Source organism: Paenibacillus sp. sgz302164, from assembly GCF_056120505.1.
The window spans coordinates 1-20,257 of record NZ_JBVYOL010000027.1 but is presented as its reverse complement, the minus strand read 5'-3'; the positions used below and the strand labels follow the sequence as shown (position 1 = coordinate 20,257).

14 protein-coding genes are annotated in these 20,257 nt (G+C 54.0%); 10 read left to right on the top strand and 4 right to left on the bottom strand.

Annotation, left to right across the window (positions count from 1 at the left end; translation table 11 throughout):
- Positions 1–41: 41 nt before the first annotated feature.
- Both AC0LWT_RS31710 and AC0LWT_RS31705 read right to left on the bottom strand, forming a co-directional pair.
- Complete coding sequence (locus AC0LWT_RS31710) at positions 42–1,394, bottom strand: glutamate-1-semialdehyde 2,1-aminomutase (RefSeq protein WP_474685355.1); 1,353 nt, start codon at positions 1,392–1,394, stop codon at positions 42–44.
- 193 nt (positions 1,395–1,587) lie between these two features.
- The gene (locus AC0LWT_RS31705) at positions 1,588–2,583 is read right to left on the bottom strand and encodes an LCP family protein (protein ID WP_474685354.1); all 996 of its coding nucleotides are present in this window, start codon (positions 2,581–2,583) and stop codon (positions 1,588–1,590) included.
- Positions 2,584–2,825: 242 nt separating this feature from the next.
- On the opposite strand from AC0LWT_RS31705, the gene AC0LWT_RS31700 reads away from it, so the two are divergent.
- From AC0LWT_RS31700 to AC0LWT_RS31685, 4 genes are all read left to right on the top strand, one after another.
- Positions 2,826–3,881 carry an ABC transporter ATP-binding protein gene (locus AC0LWT_RS31700; protein ID WP_474685289.1) on the top strand — a complete coding sequence of 352 codons (1,056 nt, stop codon included), beginning with the start codon at positions 2,826–2,828 and terminating at the stop codon, positions 3,879–3,881.
- Positions 3,874–4,668, top strand: coding sequence for an ABC transporter permease (locus AC0LWT_RS31695; protein ID WP_474685288.1), 795 nt, complete (start codon positions 3,874–3,876; stop codon positions 4,666–4,668). The genes AC0LWT_RS31700 and AC0LWT_RS31695 overlap by 8 nt, the downstream gene beginning before the upstream one ends.
- Before the next feature lie 5 nt (positions 4,669–4,673).
- Positions 4,674–5,459: an ABC transporter permease gene (locus AC0LWT_RS31690; protein ID WP_474685287.1), complete on the top strand. Its 786-nt coding sequence runs from the start codon at positions 4,674–4,676 to the stop codon at positions 5,457–5,459.
- A 213-nt stretch (positions 5,460–5,672) separates the two neighbouring features.
- Complete coding sequence (locus tag AC0LWT_RS31685; RefSeq protein WP_474685286.1) at positions 5,673–7,169, top strand: right-handed parallel beta-helix repeat-containing protein; 1,497 nt, start codon at positions 5,673–5,675, stop codon at positions 7,167–7,169.
- 799 nt (positions 7,170–7,968) lie between these two features.
- On the opposite strand, the gene AC0LWT_RS31680 is transcribed toward AC0LWT_RS31685, so the two are convergent.
- Positions 7,969–9,240 carry a DUF6612 family protein gene (locus AC0LWT_RS31680; protein ID WP_474685285.1) on the bottom strand — a complete coding sequence of 424 codons (1,272 nt, stop codon included), beginning with the start codon at positions 9,238–9,240 and terminating at the stop codon, positions 7,969–7,971.
- Between the two features lie 173 nt (positions 9,241–9,413).
- Between AC0LWT_RS31680 and bcp the strand changes: the two genes are divergently transcribed.
- Together bcp and AC0LWT_RS31670 are read left to right on the top strand one after the other, a co-directional pair.
- Positions 9,414–9,884, top strand: a complete 471-nt coding sequence (bcp, locus tag AC0LWT_RS31675) for a thioredoxin-dependent thiol peroxidase (RefSeq protein ID WP_474685284.1) — start codon at positions 9,414–9,416, stop codon at positions 9,882–9,884.
- 12 nt (positions 9,885–9,896) lie between these two features.
- Entirely contained in the window at positions 9,897–10,253 is a 357-nt protein-coding gene (locus tag AC0LWT_RS31670; RefSeq protein WP_474685283.1) for a VOC family protein, read from the top strand.
- Between the two features lie 127 nt (positions 10,254–10,380).
- Here AC0LWT_RS31670 and AC0LWT_RS31665 read toward each other — a convergent pair whose 3' ends face one another.
- Entirely contained in the window at positions 10,381–15,090 is a 4,710-nt protein-coding gene (locus AC0LWT_RS31665) for a DUF8202 domain-containing protein (RefSeq protein ID WP_474685282.1), read from the bottom strand.
- A gap of 331 nt (positions 15,091–15,421) precedes the next feature.
- Here AC0LWT_RS31665 and AC0LWT_RS31660 point away from each other — a divergent pair, with 331 nt between their 5' ends.
- From AC0LWT_RS31660 to AC0LWT_RS31645, 4 genes are all read left to right on the top strand, one after another.
- Complete coding sequence (locus AC0LWT_RS31660) at positions 15,422–16,666, top strand: response regulator (RefSeq protein ID WP_474685281.1); 1,245 nt, start codon at positions 15,422–15,424, stop codon at positions 16,664–16,666.
- 342 nt (positions 16,667–17,008) lie between these two features.
- Positions 17,009–18,490: a polysaccharide deacetylase family protein gene (locus AC0LWT_RS31655; RefSeq protein WP_474685280.1), complete on the top strand. Its 1,482-nt coding sequence runs from the start codon at positions 17,009–17,011 to the stop codon at positions 18,488–18,490.
- Between the two features lie 58 nt (positions 18,491–18,548).
- Entirely contained in the window at positions 18,549–19,526 is a 978-nt protein-coding gene (locus AC0LWT_RS31650) for an AAA family ATPase (protein ID WP_474685279.1), read from the top strand.
- Between the two features lie 11 nt (positions 19,527–19,537).
- A partial coding sequence (locus AC0LWT_RS31645) for a DUF58 domain-containing protein (RefSeq protein ID WP_474685278.1) occupies positions 19,538–20,257 on the top strand: 720 nt, incomplete at its 3' end.

Sequence of the window (20,257 nt, the reverse complement as noted above, 5' to 3'; positions counted from 1 at the left end):
AGAATCGGAGACGATTCATAGTTCGTTTCTAGGGAAATCGGTTAGCGCGTGAGAGCCATCGTTTTGAAGGCTCGATCCGCGGCTTCCAGCGTTTGGACGATGTCGTCTTCCGTGTGCGCAACGGTCAAAAACCACGCTTCGTATTTGGACGGAGCCAGGTTGATGCCCTGCTCCAGCATCAGGCGGAAAAACTGTCCGAACCGCTCGCCGTCGGTATCCTTCGCTTCGTCGTAATTGGTGACCGGATGATCGCAGAAGTGGGTCGAGAAGGCGCCGCCGATGCGGTTGACCGTCAAGGCGATGCCGTGACGGGCCGCTGCCGAGGCGATGCCGTCGGCGAGAGAAGCGCCCAGCCGCTCGAGCCTGGGGTAGACGTCCGCCTGCCGCAGCACTTGCAGGCAGGCGATGCCGGCGCTGATGGAGGCGGGATTGCCCGCCATCGTGCCGGCCTGATAAGCAGGTCCGAGCGGAGCGACCTGCTCCATCACTTCTTTGCGGCCCCCGTAGGCGCCGATCGGCAGCCCGCCGCCGATCACTTTGCCCAGGGCCGTCAGGTCCGGCTCCACGGCGGCGTAGCGCGCCGCCGCCGTTTCGGGACCGGCCTCCTCCGCAAGCGGGAGGCCGGGGTAAGTCTGTGCCGCTCCGTAATGGAAGCGGAACGCCGTGATCACCTCGTCGTAGATGACGAGGGCGCCATGTTTGCGAGCGGCTGCGCAGAGCCGCTCGAGGTAGCCGGCATGGGGCATGACCATGCCGAAGTTGCCGACGATGGGCTCGACCATGACGGCGGCCACGTCCTCGCCCCAACGCGCAAGCGCGTCCTCCAGCGCCGGAATGTCGTTGAACGGCACGGTGACGACCTCTTGCGCGATGCTTGCCGGCACGCCGGCGGAATCCGGCGTGCCGAGCGTGGACGGCCCGGAGCCGGCCGCCACGAGCACGAGATCCGAGTGGCCGTGGTAGCACCCGGCGAACTTGATGATCTTCGTGCGCCCCGTGTAGGCGCGCGCCACGCGAATCGTCGTCATCACGGCTTCCGTGCCGGAGTTGACGAACCTGACCTTGTCGAGCGACGGAATCGCCGACTTCAGCATTTTGGCGAACTCGATCTCGAGTTCGGTCGGGGTGCCGTACAGCGTGCCGCTGCGCGCGGCTTCGCAGATCGCCTCGGTCACGTGCGGATGCGCGTGACCGGTAATGATCGGGCCGTAGGCGGCGAGGTAATCGATGTAGCGGTTGCCGTCTTCATCCCAGAAGTAAGCGCCCTGTGCGCGCTTCATGAAGACGGGCGCGCCGCCGCCTACGGCTTTGAACGAGCGGGAGGGACTGTTGACGCCTCCCACGATATGCTGCAGCGCTTCCTGGTAGAGCTGTTCGGATCTTTTGCGTTCCATCATAAATAGAATCATTCCTTTGCTATATTTGATCGCAGGCGGTGCCCGCAAAAAGCCTCTGTCCGGGTGGAAGCCGACAGGCATTCTCCGGGCAGAGGCGGGCAAGATTGACGATGCCGGGCGGGGCATTGCACGGACGGTTGTGGAGAACGGCAGCACCCTGCGGCAAGTGAAGGATGTCCGCAGGCTCGGCCTATTGCTTCGCCGTTTTTGCCGGCGATTTGGGCGAAGGAGAGGGCGACGGCTTCGTCGGCCCTTCATCGGCTTCCGCCGTGCCTGCGAACAAGTTTTTCACATAAGTTTGCAGTTTGTTTTTGTCCGCCGCGATGACGGCGGCGCCGCGCACCGTTTTTTCTACGAGCAGATCGGATGGCGGAAGCTGGGAGCTGACGACGCCGTCGGCTTTCGCTTCGAACCCGAGGGAGCCCAGCTTGAGCATGTCGGATACGCTTATATTCGTATCGATGTATGGATCGATGGAATTCAGGATGTGCGGAAGCTTGATGAGCGAGCTTGTCGACTGCAGCTTTTGCGCCACGGCCATCAAAAATTTGCGCTGCCGTTCCGTACGCGAGAAATCCGACAGGGCGTCGTGCCGGAAGCGGACGTACTGGAGTGCCGTATTGCCGTCGAGGTGCTGCATGCCCTTTTTCAAATTAATGTCGTATACATGGTCGTCTTCGGAGTCGGAATATTTCATATCTTTCTCGACCTCAAGGTCGATGCCGCCGACAGCGTCGATGAGCGCGATGAAGCCTTTGAAATCCGTATACACATAGTACTGCACAGGAATGCCGAGCAGATCGCTGACGGTTTTCATCGCCAGATTCGGTCCGCCGGTCGTAATGGCCGTATTGATCCGGTCGTCGCCGCTGCCGGGTATTTTCACATATGTATCCCTTAGTATGGAGAAAAGGTACGCTTTTTTGGTAACCGGGTCGATGGATGCGAGCATGATGCTGTCCGAACGGGGAAGTTCGTTTTGCTTCATTCCGCGGGAATCGCCGCCGAGCAGAAGAATGTTCACGCGCTGCTTGCCTTCCCATTTGGGAGGCGTATATTTATCGCTTTGCCCCTTGAACGACTTGGCCGACAACGGCCCGCCGCCGCCTTGGGGATCCGCTGATTTATTTGATATGTTATTGGCGAAATTATAAAAAGAATATCCGTAATAACCGATAACCACCATAAGCAGCAAACCGATCAGGAGCAAAGTCCGCTTCACTATTTTCAAAGAATCGCAGCTCCTTTCGCACAGGGATTGTTAATCATCTGTACTTTTTTTATTTACAGAATTCATGTATCATGGAAGTGTTGCTCAAATGAGCCACTTATGCTCATTATTATAGTTGTTGCAAAACTTCGATAGCAAGTTCTGGCGAATAATGGAATAAATTGTTGCCGAGTCTACGAAGACAGGGAGGTTAAGTCATGTTGGCGATTGACGTTCATCAGCTTCGCAAAGAATTTCAAGTACAGCAGAGCCGCGGAGGGCTGAAAGGCGCTTTCCAGGATCTGTTCAAAAGGGAATACAAACATGTCACAGCCGTTAAGGACATCAGCTTCCAAATCCCCAAAGGGGAAATATGCGGCTATATCGGCGAAAACGGCGCCGGCAAATCGACGACGATCAAAATGCTCACCGGCATTCTCGTCCCGACCTCGGGGCATATCAAGGTCAACGGCTTCGTTCCGCACAAGGAGCGCGAGAAGTTCGTATCGGGCATCGGCGTGGTGTTTGGCCAGCGCAGCCAGCTGTGGTGGGACATCGGCGTCGTAGAATCGTTCCAGCTGCTGAAAAAAGTGTACCGCGTCTCGGAAGCCGACTACAAAAAGCGGCTCGACGAGCTCGTGGAGCGCCTGCAGTTGTCCGAGCTGCTGTCGCGGCCCGTGCGCAAGCTGAGCCTCGGCCAGCGGATGCGCTGCGAGCTTGCGGCTTCCTTGATTCACAATCCGGCGATTCTGTTTCTGGATGAACCGACAATCGGTCTGGACATCGTCGTGAAAACCGAGATCCGCGAATTTCTCAAATCGCTCAACCAGCGGTATGAGACTACGATTCTGCTAACGACGCACGATTTGCAGGATATCGAAGCGCTGTGCTCGCGGGTCATTATGCTGGATGACGGCAACATCATTTACGACGGCGGCCTGGATGAGCTCAAAGCCAAATGGGGCAAAGGCAAGGAAGTCGTTCTGCAATTCGTCCATCCGGTGACGCTGCAGCGGCTTCAGGAGCTGACGCAAGGCCTCGACGTTGCCTGGCAGGTCGAAAATGAGCTGTCGGCCAAGGTGTTTATTCCGCAGGACCGGGCCAATGTCTCGGAGGTGCTGAGCCGCGTCGTCGGCGTCCTGCAAATCGAAGATATTAAAATCGTCGAAACGAATACGGACGATATCGTCCGCGAAATTTACAAATCGGGATCGGCGGAGGCCAAAAAGGAACCGGAAGCGCAGCAGGCAGAAGGAGAAGTTATTCATGCTTAGCGCTTATATGGAAATTATCCGCATGCGTTTCCTCATGATGCTCGCTTACCGCGTTAATTATTACAGCGGCATATTAATTTATGCCCTTAACATCGGGTCTTACTATTTTGTCTATAAAGCCATCTATGGCGCGCAGGCGACAATTAGCGGGATGACTTTAGGACAGATGACGACGTACGTCGCTATCTCTTGGATGGGACGGGCATTTTATTTCAACAACCTGGACCGCGAGATCGCCACGGAAATCCGGGACGGCAGCGTAGCTATCCAGTTCATACGGCCTTACAATTATGTAACGGTCAAAATGATGCAAGGCTTGGGCGAAGGGGTTTTCCGCCTGCTGCTGTTTACGACTCCCGGCATGGTTGTCATATCGCTGCTGCTGCCGGTAGAATTGCCGACACGGCCGGATCTCTGGCTGATTTATTTGATCATGCTGTTTTTCAGCTTCCTGATCAACACGCAGATTAACATCATTACCGGCTTGTGCGCTTTTTTCCTGGAAAACAACGAAGGGCTCATGCGCATGAAGCGCGTTGCCGTCGATCTCTTCTCCGGTTTGATCATTCCGGTGTCCTTTTTCCCGGGCTGGTCGGAAACGGTTCTGCAATGGCTTCCTTTTCAAGCTATTACGTACTTGCCGAGCGCCGTATTTACCGGTAAGATTACAGGCTCGGATGTTTACGCAATGCTGGGCGTGCAGGCGATTTGGTTCCTCGTGCTGATCATCCCGATTTACATGATTTGGGTCAAATCCAGAACGCGCTTGTTCGTGCAAGGGGGTTGAGCGGCATGTTCTACGTATCCCTGATCGCCGATTATTTGAAAAATTACATGAAAACCCGGCTCACTTACCGCTCCGATTTTTGGATCGAAGTGCTTTCGGATTTATTGTTTAACGGCCTTAACTTGTTTTTCATTCTCGTTGTGTTTTTGCAAACTGCGTCCATGGGCGGCTGGAACCAGGAGCAGATTTTGTTCATCTACGGTTATTTTATGATCCCCTACGGCTTGTTTATCACTTTCTTCAACTTGTGGGGATTCAGCGAGCGGTACATCGTCAAAGGAGAAATGGACCGCATTCTGACCCGGCCGGCTTATAATCTGTGGCAGCTGATGCTGGAAAATCTCGATCCCGCCTCGCTGTTCAGCGCCTTGGCCGGCGCCGGCGTGATGGTGTACTCCTGGGTCAAACTGGGTCTTCCGTTCCATTGGCACGATCCGCTCATTTTCATCGTTCTTGTCATCGGGTCGGTGCTGATCTATGCGGGAATCTATATATCCCTGACCTCGCTCTCCTTTTTCTCGGATGCTCCGACAGGCATTTTGCCGTTGATCTGGAACATTCAAAATTATGGCCGATATCCGGCAACCATATACAATAAGCTGCTCCGCAGCATTTTGACGTGGATTTTGCCCTTCGCATTCGTGGGCTTTTATCCGGCGGCTTACTTTTTGGACCCGGCAAATTGGAAATGGTTCGCGCTGCTGACACCCGTGGTCGGCATCGTATTCAGCTTCATAGGATTCACGATCTGGAATATAGGCGTCAAACGTTACCGCGGCGCAGGTTCTTGATCCGCAATTCGCACCGCCCGCAGCTCTCTGGCGCGCGGTGTTGTGCTGCATAACGGCGGTCCGTCGACCACAGAGGCCCTTCATTCGTGCTTTACGAACGGAGGGCTTTTTTTGCGGTTTTTCTTGATACAAAATGTATCTAAATATATAATGAAACGTAGGACAAGCACCCGCAAGGATTGCTGCGGCGTGAAATTTACAAGGAGGAATGTCATGGGAGATGACCGGAAAATGACGATGACAAGAAGAAAAGCGTTAGCCTCGCTGGGCGCGATAGGCGCTGCGGTGCTGGCGGGCGGTGCTTTTGTACCTGCGGTGACGAAAGCCGCCGGGCCAGTCAATACGTTTTATGCCTCGGAATACCCGTCGCTTCAGGACGCGGTGAATGCGGCCGGAGATGCCGGAGGCGGAGAAGTGATCGCGGATGCGTCATATGTGCTTGCCGAGACGCTGAACTTGAGGCAGCCGAACGTCCGGCTGCGCGGACTGGGCAACAAGACGGTGATCTCGGCCGGCGAATCGCTGCGGGTGCTCGTGGATATTTCGGCGAGTTTCACCGCTATCGAGAACTTAACGCTGGATTTGTCGTCGGCCGGCATCAGAAAGACGGGAATTCATCTCTCGCAAGGAGAAAATTCCACAGCGGCCAACATCCGCATCGACAGCGTACTTTTCGTAAAAGGGCAAAAAGGGATCAACATCAACAACAACCTGGCCAAAGAGGACAACGTCTCGGTTGAAGACATTTCCATTACGAACTGCACCTTCGACGCCCAGACATCGTACAGCGTGCTGCTCGACCAGTTTGCCCGGGGCAGAGGACTGCTGGTGACGGGCTGCACGTTCCGCAACGGTGGCGGAGATTACATCGAACTGAACATCAAAAAAACAGAAGATGCCGATGCCGAGCTCACCTTGTTTCCGGATATCATTATTTCCAACAACATTTTTAAAAAGACAAGCTCCGCCTCCACGCAAAAAGGCTTCGCCGTCGGCATCGCTTACGGATGCAACGTCGTCGTAGCGAACAACTCGTTCTTCCGCATTCAGCGGGAAGCGATCCACGTCGAAGACTCCTCCTCATCGATTACGATTACCGGCAACACATTCAGAGAGTGCGGTTACGATACTCCGGACAGCACGAATAAAGTCATCAATCTGATCTCGGGCTCTGCGGATATTACGATCAGCAACAACTCGCTGTTTAATTCGATGAAGCTGGGAACCGGGATTTGCATTGAAGCGGGAGGGGGCTTGAGCCCGGCCCGCTATGCGATATCCGGCAACACGATCAGCGGCTTTGAAACGGGCTTCCTGGGCATCGACGATTTGGCCCTGGCGCTGAACGGCAACGTTTTCTCGCTGTGCCGGCAAGCCGTAAGCATGTCCAAGCCCAAATATTTTGTGATGGACGGCAATATCATTTCGGACTGCGAGCATGGCATCGAGCTGACCGGCTTCGGCGGCTACGTGAAAGAGACCGAGCATTATATGGTATTCAGCAACAATATTTTGCGGAATATTAGCGCAAGCACGTTCACGATCGACGAACCCAAGTCGGCGCCGTACGCGGCTAAACGGACGATGATCGGCAACATCGGATTCACGCCAAAAGCGATGCCGGACTCCACGGCTTCCGACGTCGCCGCTTTGCAAAGAGATTTCAACCAACTGCTGGCTCTTTTGAGAAACCAGCGAGTGATCGGTTAGACGTCTGCCCGATGAACTCAGCAGAAGATCGGCTGGTACTGCCACTCCATCGCCATATGCGGTATGTACAAAAGCAACTCCGCCCGCCAGACTCCTGGAAATCGACCAGCCCGTTTCAAAGACGCCCTCCGGGACATCCTTGAGACAGGGCGGAAACGTGTCTGTCTAGAGTCGGCGCAAAAAATCGCTTGCCAGAGCAAGCGCGGCATCGGTAGCGTGCGCGAATCCCGGGCGCGCCTTGTAGCGCTGACGCATGGCGGCGGTCAAATTCCATCGGCTCCGCACGGAAAACCTGCAAAAGTACATCTTTTTGCTCGTTGATGCTCCGGATTCGAAAAATTCCTGCAAATCTGCAGTTTTTTTCGCTATATGCGGGGCTCGGGGCCATTCTGCACAGAAATTCCTGCACAATCGCAGGCTTTTTCCCAAAAAGAACCGGTTCCCCTGAAAAAGCCTGCACTTTTGCAGGTTTTCGGGCCGGCAAGCCGCCTACCCCAGGTGCTCCGGGGCGAGTGCCGCTATTTTCCCGATAAGCCGCTTAACCCCGGGTGCCCCGGCCAAGGTGCGGCTATTTTCTCGACAAAGCGCCCAACCCCCGGTTGTTCCGGTCGAGAGCCGCCATTTTCCCGAAAAACGCCTAACCCCAGTTACCCTGAACGATTGGCGCCATTATCTCGGCAATCCGGCTTAGCCCCGGTTGCCCTAAGCGAATGGCACTATTTCCCCGACAATGCGAGAGACGCCCGTGGAGGGCGTCTCTTTTGGCGTGCCGTCGGCTTCTGTTTCCACGGTTCCGCGTTTAATTGTTTCCTGCGGGTGCGCCGGGCAGAGAGAACGGCTTCGCTGCTTTCGCTTCTGCCGGGAGTTTGATATCGATAGCCTGATTGATATCTTTGAACGTCATGTTCAGGGACATGTCCATGTGATCGACCGGTATTGCCGCTCCATCGCCATATGCGACCGAGTAGTCGCCGGCCATGCTTACCGGAAGCTTGGTTTGCTCTTCGAACGTCATGACGGCCGAGATCGAGACGCTCATTTGCGACAATTCCATAGAGTCGGCCATATCTTTCAACATGCTTTGGCTGCTGTTCATGCTGCCCATGGCGCCCAGCGCTTTAATGATGTCCGCTGCGTTCGTTAATTTCCCGTTAACCTCCACTTTGTGCAGCTTCTTGCCGCCAGCTTCCACGGTGCCGAGATCCCGGCTGAAGAAATAAGGTGTCACGAACGTTTTGCTCAAGTCCATATTGCTTTTTTGCAGAGCCAGCAGTTGGTCGAATGTAAACGGCATTTGTTTGCTCATATCGTACCAAACGGTGCCTTCGTTCGTAAGCGGGCTCGGTATCTTGACGAAAGTGCCGTCTTTGACGGTGTATATTTCCGTTGTGACCGTTGTTTCCTTGGAATCCGCGCCCGGTGTTTTCATCGTGACGGTCTGGTGCATGCCCTGGTCGACGTTGAATTCCATTTGCGAATGGGAAGCCGTTTTCATATTGCTCAATTCGATGCCTTGGTCCGGTTTGAAGGCGATGTTCATGTTCATATCGGTAACGGCGCGGAACGTTTTCAGCTCGGTTTGCGATTTGCCCGCATTCGTCAGCCAATCGGACGCATCGGGGTCGTTTGCCAGCGATTTTCGGATCAGTACAGACGCCGTGTCAGCCGTAATTCCCGTATCTTTGCCGAAATCCAGGCCAAAATGATCTTTCAGTTTCGTTCCTGCCAGCGGATCGGCGATTCCGAGAAAGCGTCCGATTACGAAAGACGCCTCATCCTTGCTGATCGGCTGATCCAGCCGGAACGTCCCGTCGGAGTAACCGTACATGGTTTTGCGCTCCAGCATGATCCGCACCGCATCCGCGTATGGGGAGTCGATGCCGACATCGGCCGGGAGCCCTAAATTTTTATTGACTGGGGCCAGCTTGAGCTCGTCTGTAATTTGCTTGATAAACTGTCCCCGCGTCACGGGAGGCGAGTCGGCAAAAGCGGTGGAAGCGGAAAAAGCCGGTGTCGCTAACGTTAACCCAAGTGCCGCTGCCATCGTCAAACGTTTGAAACGAACGATCATTGCACACACTCCTTCAAAAGTATGATAGTATCTATTGGAATTTCCATATTTTCTCATACGCAATAGAGTTCCTGAAGTTTCGCTTTTTGACAAATGAAGTTGCCGTACCCCTGGTAATATCGCATAATGTGTCATATAGCAAATTCAGGGAATGCAGAAGGAGAAGGCTATTCATGACGCAAGTATCGGCAAGACCGGCGGCGCCGGATTTTACCCTTCCCGGATCGAACGGGAAAGAAGTGTCTTTGCGGGATTACCGCGGCAAAAAGCTGGTCATCTATTTTTACCCGCAGGACAATACGCCGACATGTACGACGGAATCATGCGATTTCCGCGATTTTAACGGCAACTTCGCCGAGCTCGGAGCCGAGGTCATCGGCATTAGCCCGGACCCGCTTAAAGCGCACGATAAATTCATCGCCAAGTACGAATTGCCGTTTGTGCTCTTGTCCGACGAGGGGCACAGGGTCGCCGAATTATTCGGGGTATGGACGCTCAAAAAGCTGTACGGGCGCGAGTATATGGGAATCGAACGCTCCACATTCCTGATTGATGAGCAAGGCAGAATCGCCCGGGAGTGGCGCAAAGTTCGAGTGAAAAATCATGTGCAATCCGTTTTGGATGCGGTAAAAGATTTGAATTAGGAGGAATTTGCGATGACCAGCCCGCTTTTGCCTAAAATGGCCGGAGCTTTTATTCCGGTCCGCGACATTGAGCAAGCGAGAGATTGGTACTGCCGGCTTTTCGGCTTTCCGCTCGATACGCCCATTTTGCATGGGCATATTTGTCCGCTGCCTGTGGAGGGTCCCGGCGTTATTTTGGATACGATGCCGAGGTGGGAGAGCGCAACGCTTCAAGCCCCGGCGGTCATGTTCCCGACGCGCGATCTGGAAGGCGCCTACGCATATTTCAAAGATCAGGGCGTCGAGCTAGTCACGGCCATCGAGAACGGCCACTGGTTCGTGTTCAAAGACCCGGACGGCAATTGCCTTATGGTTTGCAAAGAGGCTTGAAATCGACAAAAAAGCCGCTCCCGGCGACAGAACGGGATGCGGCCACAATTTCAACAAGCAAATAAAGGGGCCGTCCTTCAGCTTTATATTCGCTGACGGACGGCCCCGTTGCATGCCACTTTCTCTTCTACTTGGAATTTCGGTTATCGATCAGATTGGCCTTCCTCAGCATCCGTTGCACGATGGCCGCCGTCTCCGCCCGGGTAATGTCGCTCGTCGGCAGCAGTCCCGCGTCGGAGCCTTTGACCAGCCCGTTCTTCACTATAGCCGCGACTGCTTGTTTCGCCCATGCGTCTACTGCCGCGCCGTCCGCAAACGGGGCAAGTACGGATGCCGCGTCCGCGCTACTGACGCTTGCGTTAAGTCCCGTCAGCTTCATCGCCCGTGCGATCATCGCCATCGCTTCTTCGCGGGTGATCGTTTTGCTCGGGCGGAACGTTCCGTCCTCGTATCCTTCAATGATGCCGTACTCCTGCGCTTTAGCCACCGCGCCGACGTACCAATCGCCGGACTTCACATCATTGTACGCCGATTTTTTCCCGTTTTCGGGGAGACCGAGCGCACGAACGATAATCGCTGCGAACTCCGCGCGCGTAATCGCCGCATTCGGATTGTAATGCGTCTTGTCGACTCCGTTCACGATCAGCCGCGACGCCATGTCGTTCACTGCGTCTTTAGACCAATGGTCTGCTGCATCTGCAAACGTCATCGGGTGCCAGATCAAGGTGTACGTGCTGTTCGTCAAGCTGCTTACAACCGCATAATACTTCCCGCCGCGAACGGTAATGTAGGTCGGCACATGATAAATCGTTCCGTCCGCCGCAAGCACGGTTGCGGTTGTGATTTTGTTCAAGTCGATGCCGTCCGGCAGCGGAATTTCCCGCTGAACGTACGTGTTGAACTTGTCTACGTCCACCGTTTTGCCGTTGTAAGAAGCGGTTACCGTGAAATCGACCGGCGGCACGACGACGCTGAACTTCCCTTTTTCCGCCATGTTTGCCGCGAGTTGAACCTTCGCCGCATCGCTTTTGGCAATGTCCACATGGACGACGATATCCGACAGCTTCACTTGTCCGCCAAGCTGCGTCGCCAATCGGTCGATCGCGATTTGCGCCGCAGGGAGCTTGTAGTTCCCGTTAGCCGTCTGCACTTCCAATACCGCTTGCTTGTTCTCCATCGCTTTCACTGCATCGCCGGTCAACACCGCCGTCACTTTGTCCGCACTCACCGTCGCCACAGGGACGATGACGACCGGCTTGTCGCCCTCTTGCTCAAGCTGCGCAGCTAGTTTGGCCGTATCCACCGTTGCTGCCAGCACGCTTTTCCCGCCTTCTTTGGTTATAGCGCCCGTGGCGATTTGATCATACTCCTTGCCGTTCACGATGACGCGGAATCCAATCGAGCTGTCTGACGCACTGCCGGGACTGCCGCCGCCACCGCTGCCACCGCTTCCGGTTGAAGGCGAGCCGGAGGAGGAGGTCGTATCCGACGCGCGTGAAACCGTCACGGTGTACGTTTGCGTCGTTCCGTCCTGCGCCGTCACAACCACCTTAATCGTATTGCTGCCTACGCTCAGCGGCAGCGAATCGGAAGCGACGCCGCTCGTCAACGAAATCGGACCTTTTACCAATGTGCCTGCACTATTGTATACACTCGCCGTCACCGCAGCATGATCGGAATCATGTGCCGTCGCCGTCACTGTGATGCTGCTCACGCTGTTCGCCACGCTTGCGGTATAGCCATCTGTCGTGCCTGACGTAAAAGCCGGGCTTAACGTTCCGCTTGACAGCGTTAAACTGCTTAAATCCGCATTGCCGGACGAGGAAACCGAAGTACGAATCGTAGTTCCCGCGCTGGCAGCAGACGCGTTCTGAGTCGCTGTCGCTTTCACCCGGGTTACAAACGTATAGTCGGTGTTCGGCGTCAGTCCGCTGAACGTCGGGCTGTCCTGCCACGTTACGCCGCCGTCTTTGCTGTATTCCTGACCGGTAACTGCCTGCAACGTAATGCTTGTTGCTGTTTTGCCAGCTTCTACAGGCGCTACCGGGGCTGCCGTTCCGTCCGCTGCCGCTACCGCACCCGTCGCCGCGCTCGTCACGCTGCCTGTCGCATGCGTACCGTCTGCGGTGACCTTTACGGTGATGGATGCACCGAGATCGTCTGCGGATAACGTGTAGCTGGAACCCGTCGCATTTGTGATAGCGACTCCGTTTCGATACCACTGGTAAGTCGATACGTTGCCCGTCGTGCTCGGCGTATATGTAATCCCCGTTACATCTGCCGTCAACGCTTGACCAACCTTGGCAACTCCGCTGATCCCGACGCTGCCCCCCATCGTCGGAAGAGCGGCCGTACCGGCTGCACCGGGAGCCCGACCGGCGGTGGAGTCTCCTTTTACGCGGACTTGGGCATTGGAAACAGGATTCGGTACGCTTGTCAGCGTCTGCGGATTGGCGGTTGCTGTCGTCCATGTTGTCCCGCCGTCCAGCGAATACTCATAATCGGAAGCATTGGGATATCCCGATACATTGTTCCACGACAGCGTCTGCGCACTTGCGTCCAAAATGACATTGGTTGGAGCCGCTGCTCCGTCCGCTGCCGCAACCGCACCTGTCGCCGCGCTCGTTACGCTGCCTGTCGCATGCGTACCGTCTGCGGTGACCTTTACGGTGATGGATGCGCCGAGATCGTCTGCGGATAACGTGTAGCTGGAACCCGTCGCATTTGTGATGGCGACTCCGTTCCGATACCACTGGTAAGTCGGCACGTTGCCCGTTGTGCTCGGCGTATATGTAATCCCCGTTACATCTGCCGTCAACGTTTGACCGACCTTGGCTTCACCGCTGATCGCTACACTGCCTCCCATCGTAGGAAGAGCGGCCGTAACGGTGATCGTCTTCATGTCCGTCGTGGTCGTATCTGTCCATGCGCTGCCATCCCACGTTTGCTTCGTGAAAGTAGCCGTTACCGTGTAACTGCCTGCTGTCGCAGGCGTATAAGTGGAGGTATAGGTGACTCCGCTTGCGCTGAACGTTCCCGATTTGCCGCTTTCCGTCGATGACCAGCTTGTCGGGATGTACCTCTCGTCTCCGTACACCGCTCCTGTTTCCGACTGCCGGTCTCCCGCTGCCGTTAGCGTCATCGAACCGCCTACCGTGACATTACGCGGGCTTGCGTCGACACTGTTGTTCGCCGCACTAACTAAAGTGCCTGTTTTTACATCCATTGAGAATTGATTCACAGGCACACCGTTCGTACCTTTTAAGTTACCTATGCCATTGTAGGACACATTCACTGTTTTGTGGGTGACATCCGTTCCTGCCGGTAAAGTAAAAATCATTTTCTTAGCGTCAGTTGGGTCAACATTAATGACCGATGTTGATGGTGTACCGTCAATTGTAATTATAAACCCGGTTAAATTTGTCCCCGCTACCTCTTTGTCGAACGTAAGAATAATAGTATTCCCGCCCGCTGCCGCTGCACTATTCGGCACTGGCACTGGAGCAGCAAAGGTGAAGAATTTGCCATCCGCCAAGGCTGTTTTTGTCGTAAAATAATCTTTTCCCTCAAAGCTTACTGTTGTTAATTGATGCTCTGTGGCACTCGTGAAATCGGAGTCGTTATCGTTGACAAGCAACGTCGAATTTGCTGGAATCGTATCCTTCGGAATCGCAATCAGCACTTCGCCGACATTCCCGGTATTCTGGACTTTCCATACACGTTCTGCACGGTTTTTGTCTGTCGTGCCAATCTGCTTACTAAATATTAAACCTTTTCCGTTATCGCCCCAGATTAATGACTGTTTATCTGCAAGCGTTTCTGAAATACTCTCATTTTTCGTTGACAACTGTGCTCCAATGCCAATTGTCATCTTCGATGCATCGTTCGCCGAACGGCTTTGCTTTTGATGCAAATCTTGCGCATCGTCGCGGGCAATACCTGCAATATTACTATTATATGTTGAATCTGCATTCCAAATTGGATTGGCATCCGAATTCAAATAATTGAGATTGTTTAACGATATTCCGTATTTGATCGCCATATAGGAATTGATTTTAAGCCTGTCGGTAGCCGTCAACGGACCTGAATAGAAAAGCAATTCGCCTACTTGGCCTTTGTAAAAACTTAATGGAGTTCCAACGCTATCATATTGCGAGCCGAGTGACATTTTATGGTTAATACCTGTTAAAGGATTCGTTCGGCTGGGCACAGAAACAAGCGCATTCCCATCACGATAAATGGATTGACCTGCGTCGCCGGAACCATTGATTCCATAATTAAAGTTCCAAATATAAGGATTGCCCACTACTGCTCCTGCAGAAGCATATACTCGCTCGGTAGATTGGCTCCCGGCATCCCAATAAACAGTTCCGCTATAAGGCAGATGCACATTTAACCTGCCTCCACCGGACGTTTCCTCCCAAAAAATGGAGTTCGAACCGCTTCCTATACCCGACATTAAAAATATATTAAAATTATTGTTGGTGCTGTTTCCCAGAACACCATTCGCATTTAATAAATAATCTTGCACCCCGTCAAAGGCTACTGCCTTATTAAAATTAAGCCGGTTGCTATCATCACTATAAACAGGTTGTTTGGTAGCATCGGTTTGAGAGAAATCACGGTTATTGCCGCTCTGATCTTTCCATTCTGAAACTGTACCGTTCGCCGCCGTCACGCCGGCATCGGCACGGAGCCATAAGTGAAGATTTGTGGTAACCCCGCCCGGCCCTGCTGCCACCGCCGCTTTGGCCGTTTGCGGAGCCAGCACGGTAGGCCATAAACCTATTGTCAAGGCGCCGACCAGCAGCAGCTTGAGCGGCTTCTTCCAGTTCATCCTACCTTTCCTGTCAAACACCATTTCATCATCTCCTGATACAATTAATCTGTGCGAATTCCATTCCCATCAATCAATCAAACAATGATGACTCTCTTCCGTTCTCATCTCCTATCCGATAGGGAGCCAAAGCACCTCAATCCCGATATCTCGCTAAAATCCATGTCTATTCGACATCTTTGATCATAACAAAAGGAACTCTACAAAATCTTTGCAAGCTGCGTGTACTTTCACACGCTCTAATCTTCCATTGCCAAAATGCCGATAGTATGGTATAGCGGTCAAAATGGAACCGATAAACAATGCATACATTTCATGGAGTGTGAAATAGATGAAGATCATGTTGGTGGATGACGAACCGCTAGTGCTAAATCAAATTCGGCGAATGCTCTCGGGATATTCCGGGATTTCGATTGTCGGTTCGTTTCGGGACGCGAGGGAGGCTATAGCGCTAATGCCGGAACTTCAGCCGGACGTCGTGTTTCTCGATATTCACTTGCCGGAACTATCGGGAATCGATGCGGTGGAGTTGGCGCAGGAGACTTGTCCGGGAATCGATATTGTGTTTGTAACGGGATATACCGAATATGCTGTCAAAGCGTTCGAATTGAATGCGGTCGATTATTTGCTTAAGCCGTTGCATCAAGACCGTTTGGACAAAGCGATTCAACGATTGCTGCAAAGAAGATTGCATAAACAAGAAGATGTTCAACCAACAGCGCCTTCCCGCATTCTCTGTTTTCGCTCTCTCCGGTTTCAACACAGCGGCGGGGCTCCGGAAATTCCGAAATGGCGGACGGCAAAAACACAGGCTCTGTTTGCGTATTTGCTGCACCATCGCGGCAATATCGTCCTCAAGGAAACGCTTCTGGAGCTGCTGTGGTCGGATCTTGACGCGAAGCAGGCAGCGGGTCAATTATACACATCGATTTATCACATCAGACAGTGCTTGAAGCAAATGGGCATCGATGCTCCCATCCGCAATATGACGATCCAAGAAGGCTATCTGCTTGACACAAGCCGCATTCGGATTGATATGGACGAATGGGAAGATGGTTTGCGGCAGGTGAGCGGAGATCATTTGGATGACAGTCACTCCAAACTGCGGCAGTTGCTTGAGCTTTATGAAGGGGACTATTTCCAGGAGTACGATTATTGGTGGGCGGAGGACGAACGCGAAAGACTAAGGAAGCTATGGTATCAGCACGCTCGTTCGTTAGCCCGATTCTATGAACAAGCCGGGATGCGGGAGGAAGCGCTCGAGATGTACGAACGGATTCAGGAGGGGGATCCGTATAACGAAGACGACGGACTGGCGCTGATGAAGCTTTATACGGCAACCGGACGGCGCAGTGAAGCGGAGAGGCACTATCTTAAGCTGGATCATCTGTTTTCAAATGAGCTGCGGGTTGGCTTGAACGATAGACTGGTAAACTGGTTCAAACAATCGAGGAAGCAATTGCCCCCTGACGCAAAGAGGGTGACGAAGGAGGACGTCGACAAAGCACTGACGAGTAGACGATCCAAAAATAATGATTCTTTAGGTATTACCTCTTCATTCCGTGCTTCCACCTGAACGTTGAGTGACAAAAAAGCTGCCCCGTCGACAGGACCGGATGCGGCTTTTTTGCGTTGCTCAGTATGGAGCTCAAGCGAGAGGATGTCCTGCGGCCGGACAGATTGTGCGATTGGCCTCTCTGTGGATGTCGGAGTTCGTTCGACCAGGTCGCCGGTCTGCTTCGGCTCGTTGTCCAAACGCAGGCGGACACTATCGCGGAGGCTCCATTTTGCCGCTATAGGAAGCAGTCCGCGGATATAACGCGGGAATCACGATTTTTCACTGACATACTCCAAGTCCTTCTCCCATATACTCTATCAGCAAGTTAAATTGATAGAACAAAAGCGAGGGATTAACGGCATGCTCTTCTTTTTATCAGGTCACAGAAACAAACAAAGACAACGTCTTCGGCTGCTGATGGCGGTTCTATTGGTTTTCGTCTATTTTTGGCTCTCTGCGATACCCGCGCGGGCGGCGGACAAAGGGGATTCCTCGGCATTTGCAAACAGGCAGGAACAAGACGATCTCTACCGGAAACTCGAATCCGGCAAGCGGATTAAAGAGGAGAAGAGCTACACGGTCCCCGAACAGCCGACGGTCTATCTGACTTTTGATGACGGTCCGAGCAAGCTGACGGGAGAAGTGCTGGATATTTTGGAAAAAGAAAATATTAAAGCGACGTTTTTCGAACTTGGCGAAGAAGCCAAAGCGCATCCCGAGCTCGTAAAACGGGTGGTAAAAGACGGCCATACCTTAGGCAATCATACCTATGATCACGTATATAAAGAGTTGTACGGAGATTTTCAAACTTTTTGGGAGCAAATCCAGACGAGCGAAACTATTTTTCAGGAGCTTGCGGGAGTCAGGCCCCAACTGGTCCGGGCTCCGGGCGGAACCTATACGAATTTTGACGCGTTTTACTACTATTTTTTGGATCAGGCGGGATATACCGTCGTTGACTGGAATGTAGACAGCGGAGATTCGAAAAGAGCTCGCGTCCCGGTCGAGGAAATTGTCCAAACCGTTAAAAAGTCTCCGCTGGAGCACGAAATCATCGTTTTGCTCCACGATGGAACCGGGCATGAGGCGTCGGTTAAAGCGCTGCCCGAGATCATCAGCTACTACAAAAAGCTGGGCTACGCCTTTGCACCGCTGACAACGCAGGTAAAGCCGCAGCAATTCGCGCTTGGCAGGCCCAAATGGACGCGAAGCATGAGCGCGAGCCATTTCAAGGAGCTTTTGCAAACAACCCGAAACTATGTGCTCGCGCACGCCCGGACTACGGAAATGGCCGAGGGGGATCCGAATCAACAATTGATCCGGCAATCCGAGACGGCTGTCCGGGAATCGGCACAAGCGCTGGCCGGACAGGAAGATGCGCAGCCGCTGCATATTGCATTGGGCGGAGGCAACAGCATGACGCTGGATAAGGATCGATATGACGTCCGGGGAGGCCGCATCGAGCTGCCTCTGCGCGTCCTTGTGGAGAGGCTGGGGGGCCGGATCGAATGGCAGGAAGCTGCGAGAACGGCCGAGGTTCATTACGGCACCGGCGATATCGAATACGATATACCGGACCGAACCGTCAGGGTATACGCGATGGGCAAGGAAAAGGCCAGGTATCCTCTGGCCGACATGCGGCTTGAAAACGGGACGATTATAGTCCCTCTTCATACGACGATTGACCTGTTGGGCGGGCGGATAGCCGAAGAGGTGATGGAACCGGGCAGACGGGAAATATCGCTTGCCTTTCGTCCGGGCTTCATGTGGGCGGAGCTGCTTTTTTCGGCGGATAGGCTCCAGGACGGCCGGCAGTCTACTTTTCACAAATCTACTGTCTAAAATGGTAGACGACTGGAAAAACTAGAAGCATACCTTTGATAAAGGAGGCTTCTTGCCTATGCAGTCGAAAGCCAGGGCGTTCGATCAGCCGCAGCCTCTCGTGGAACGGATGATCATGAACGTCGAGAAAGTTATTATCGGAAAAAGAGAAACGATAGAGCGCGCCTTCGTGGCGATGCTCAGCGGCGGCCATATTTTGCTGGAAGACGTGCCGGGTGTCGGCAAAACGATGCTGGTCCGCGCACTCGCCAGAACGGTTGGCTGCGAGTTCAAAAGAATTCAATGTACGCCGGATTTGCTCCCGTCCGATGTGACAGGCGTTTCTGTTTATAATGCGAAAACGGGAGAATTTGAGTTTCGGCCGGGGCCTCTCCTGACACCGATCGTGCTGGCCGACGAGTGCAACCGCACTTCGCCGAAGACGCAAGCGGCATTTCTCGAGGCGATGGAAGAGAAGCGGGTTACGATCGACGGCGTCAGCTACGACTTGCCGCAGCCTTTTTTGCTGCTGGCTACGCAAAATGCCGCCGATTTCGAAGGCACGTACGCCTTGCCGGAAGCGCAGCTGGACCGCTTTTTGATGAAGCTGCAGCTCGGCTATCCGACGCCGGAACAGGAAATGCAAATGCTCGACCGGCTGCAGGATCGGCAGCCTTTGGAGCAACTAAAGCCCGTCGTCGTTCAAGACGAGTTCATCCAGCTGCAAAAAGAAACGCGCATGGTCCACGTGGACGAAACGCTGAAAGAATTCATTGTCAGGCTTGCTCTGGCCACGAGGCAGCATACCGATCTGTATTTGGGGGCCAGTCCGCGGGCGTCCTATGCCCTGATGCGCGCCGCTCAGTCTTTGGCGTATATGCGAGGCAGAAGTTTTGTCGTGCCGGACGATATTAAAAGCTTGGCTATTCCGGTATGGTCGCATAGGCTGCAGCTGACTGCGGAAGCCAGAATGACGGGGAAAACCGCGGAAGCGGTCATGACCGGACTTCTTGCTTCGGCACAGGCTCCGGTGCTTCGCTATGCTTCGTCGAAATAGGAGGCGGAGCGATGAAAAGCTGGGGTAAATTCATGCTGCTCGCGGCCGGAACCGGGTTGTCGGCTGTTTTGGCGTATATGTACGGCGGGTTCGCGGCCTGGTTCTTGCTGAACTGTTTGCTCATTATTTTGCTGCAGGCCGCGCTTATGCATATGTTTGCTTTGAAAGGCTTTCGCGCGGAGCGGATGCTTTCCCATTCCGTCAGTATGTCGGGAGAAGAGTTGGCCGTCTCCCTGCATATGGTCCACGCCTCGATGCTGCCGCTGCCATGGCTTCTGGTCAAAGAAACGTGGGTTCACAGTGTGTCGGAAAGCAAATTCGTATATCGCAGGCTGCTGTTCCCGTGGTTTCGGAAGTCGTTCCTGCTGCGCTACCGGATTACCGGGCTGATGCGCGGCGTGTACCGCCTGGCCGAATTTGAAGCGGCGGCAGGCGATTTGTTCGGCTTTGCCGTGAAGCGGATCAACGCCGGGACGCAGCAGCACAGCTGCGTCGTGTACCCGAAGCCCGATGCCCTGGACCGGGCCGGCATGGCGTTTCATTGCGAAGACGGCGCGAAGCCTTCGCCGGCGCTGCCCCAAGCGGTGACGCCAGCCATCGGCGGCGTCAGAGACTATGCAAGCGGTGACCCGTATCACCGCATTCATTGGAAGTCCACAGCCCGGCTGGGCCGGCTGATGACCAAAGACGCCGAGCAGGCGGCCGCCGCGAGGCGCATGCTCCTGCTCGAC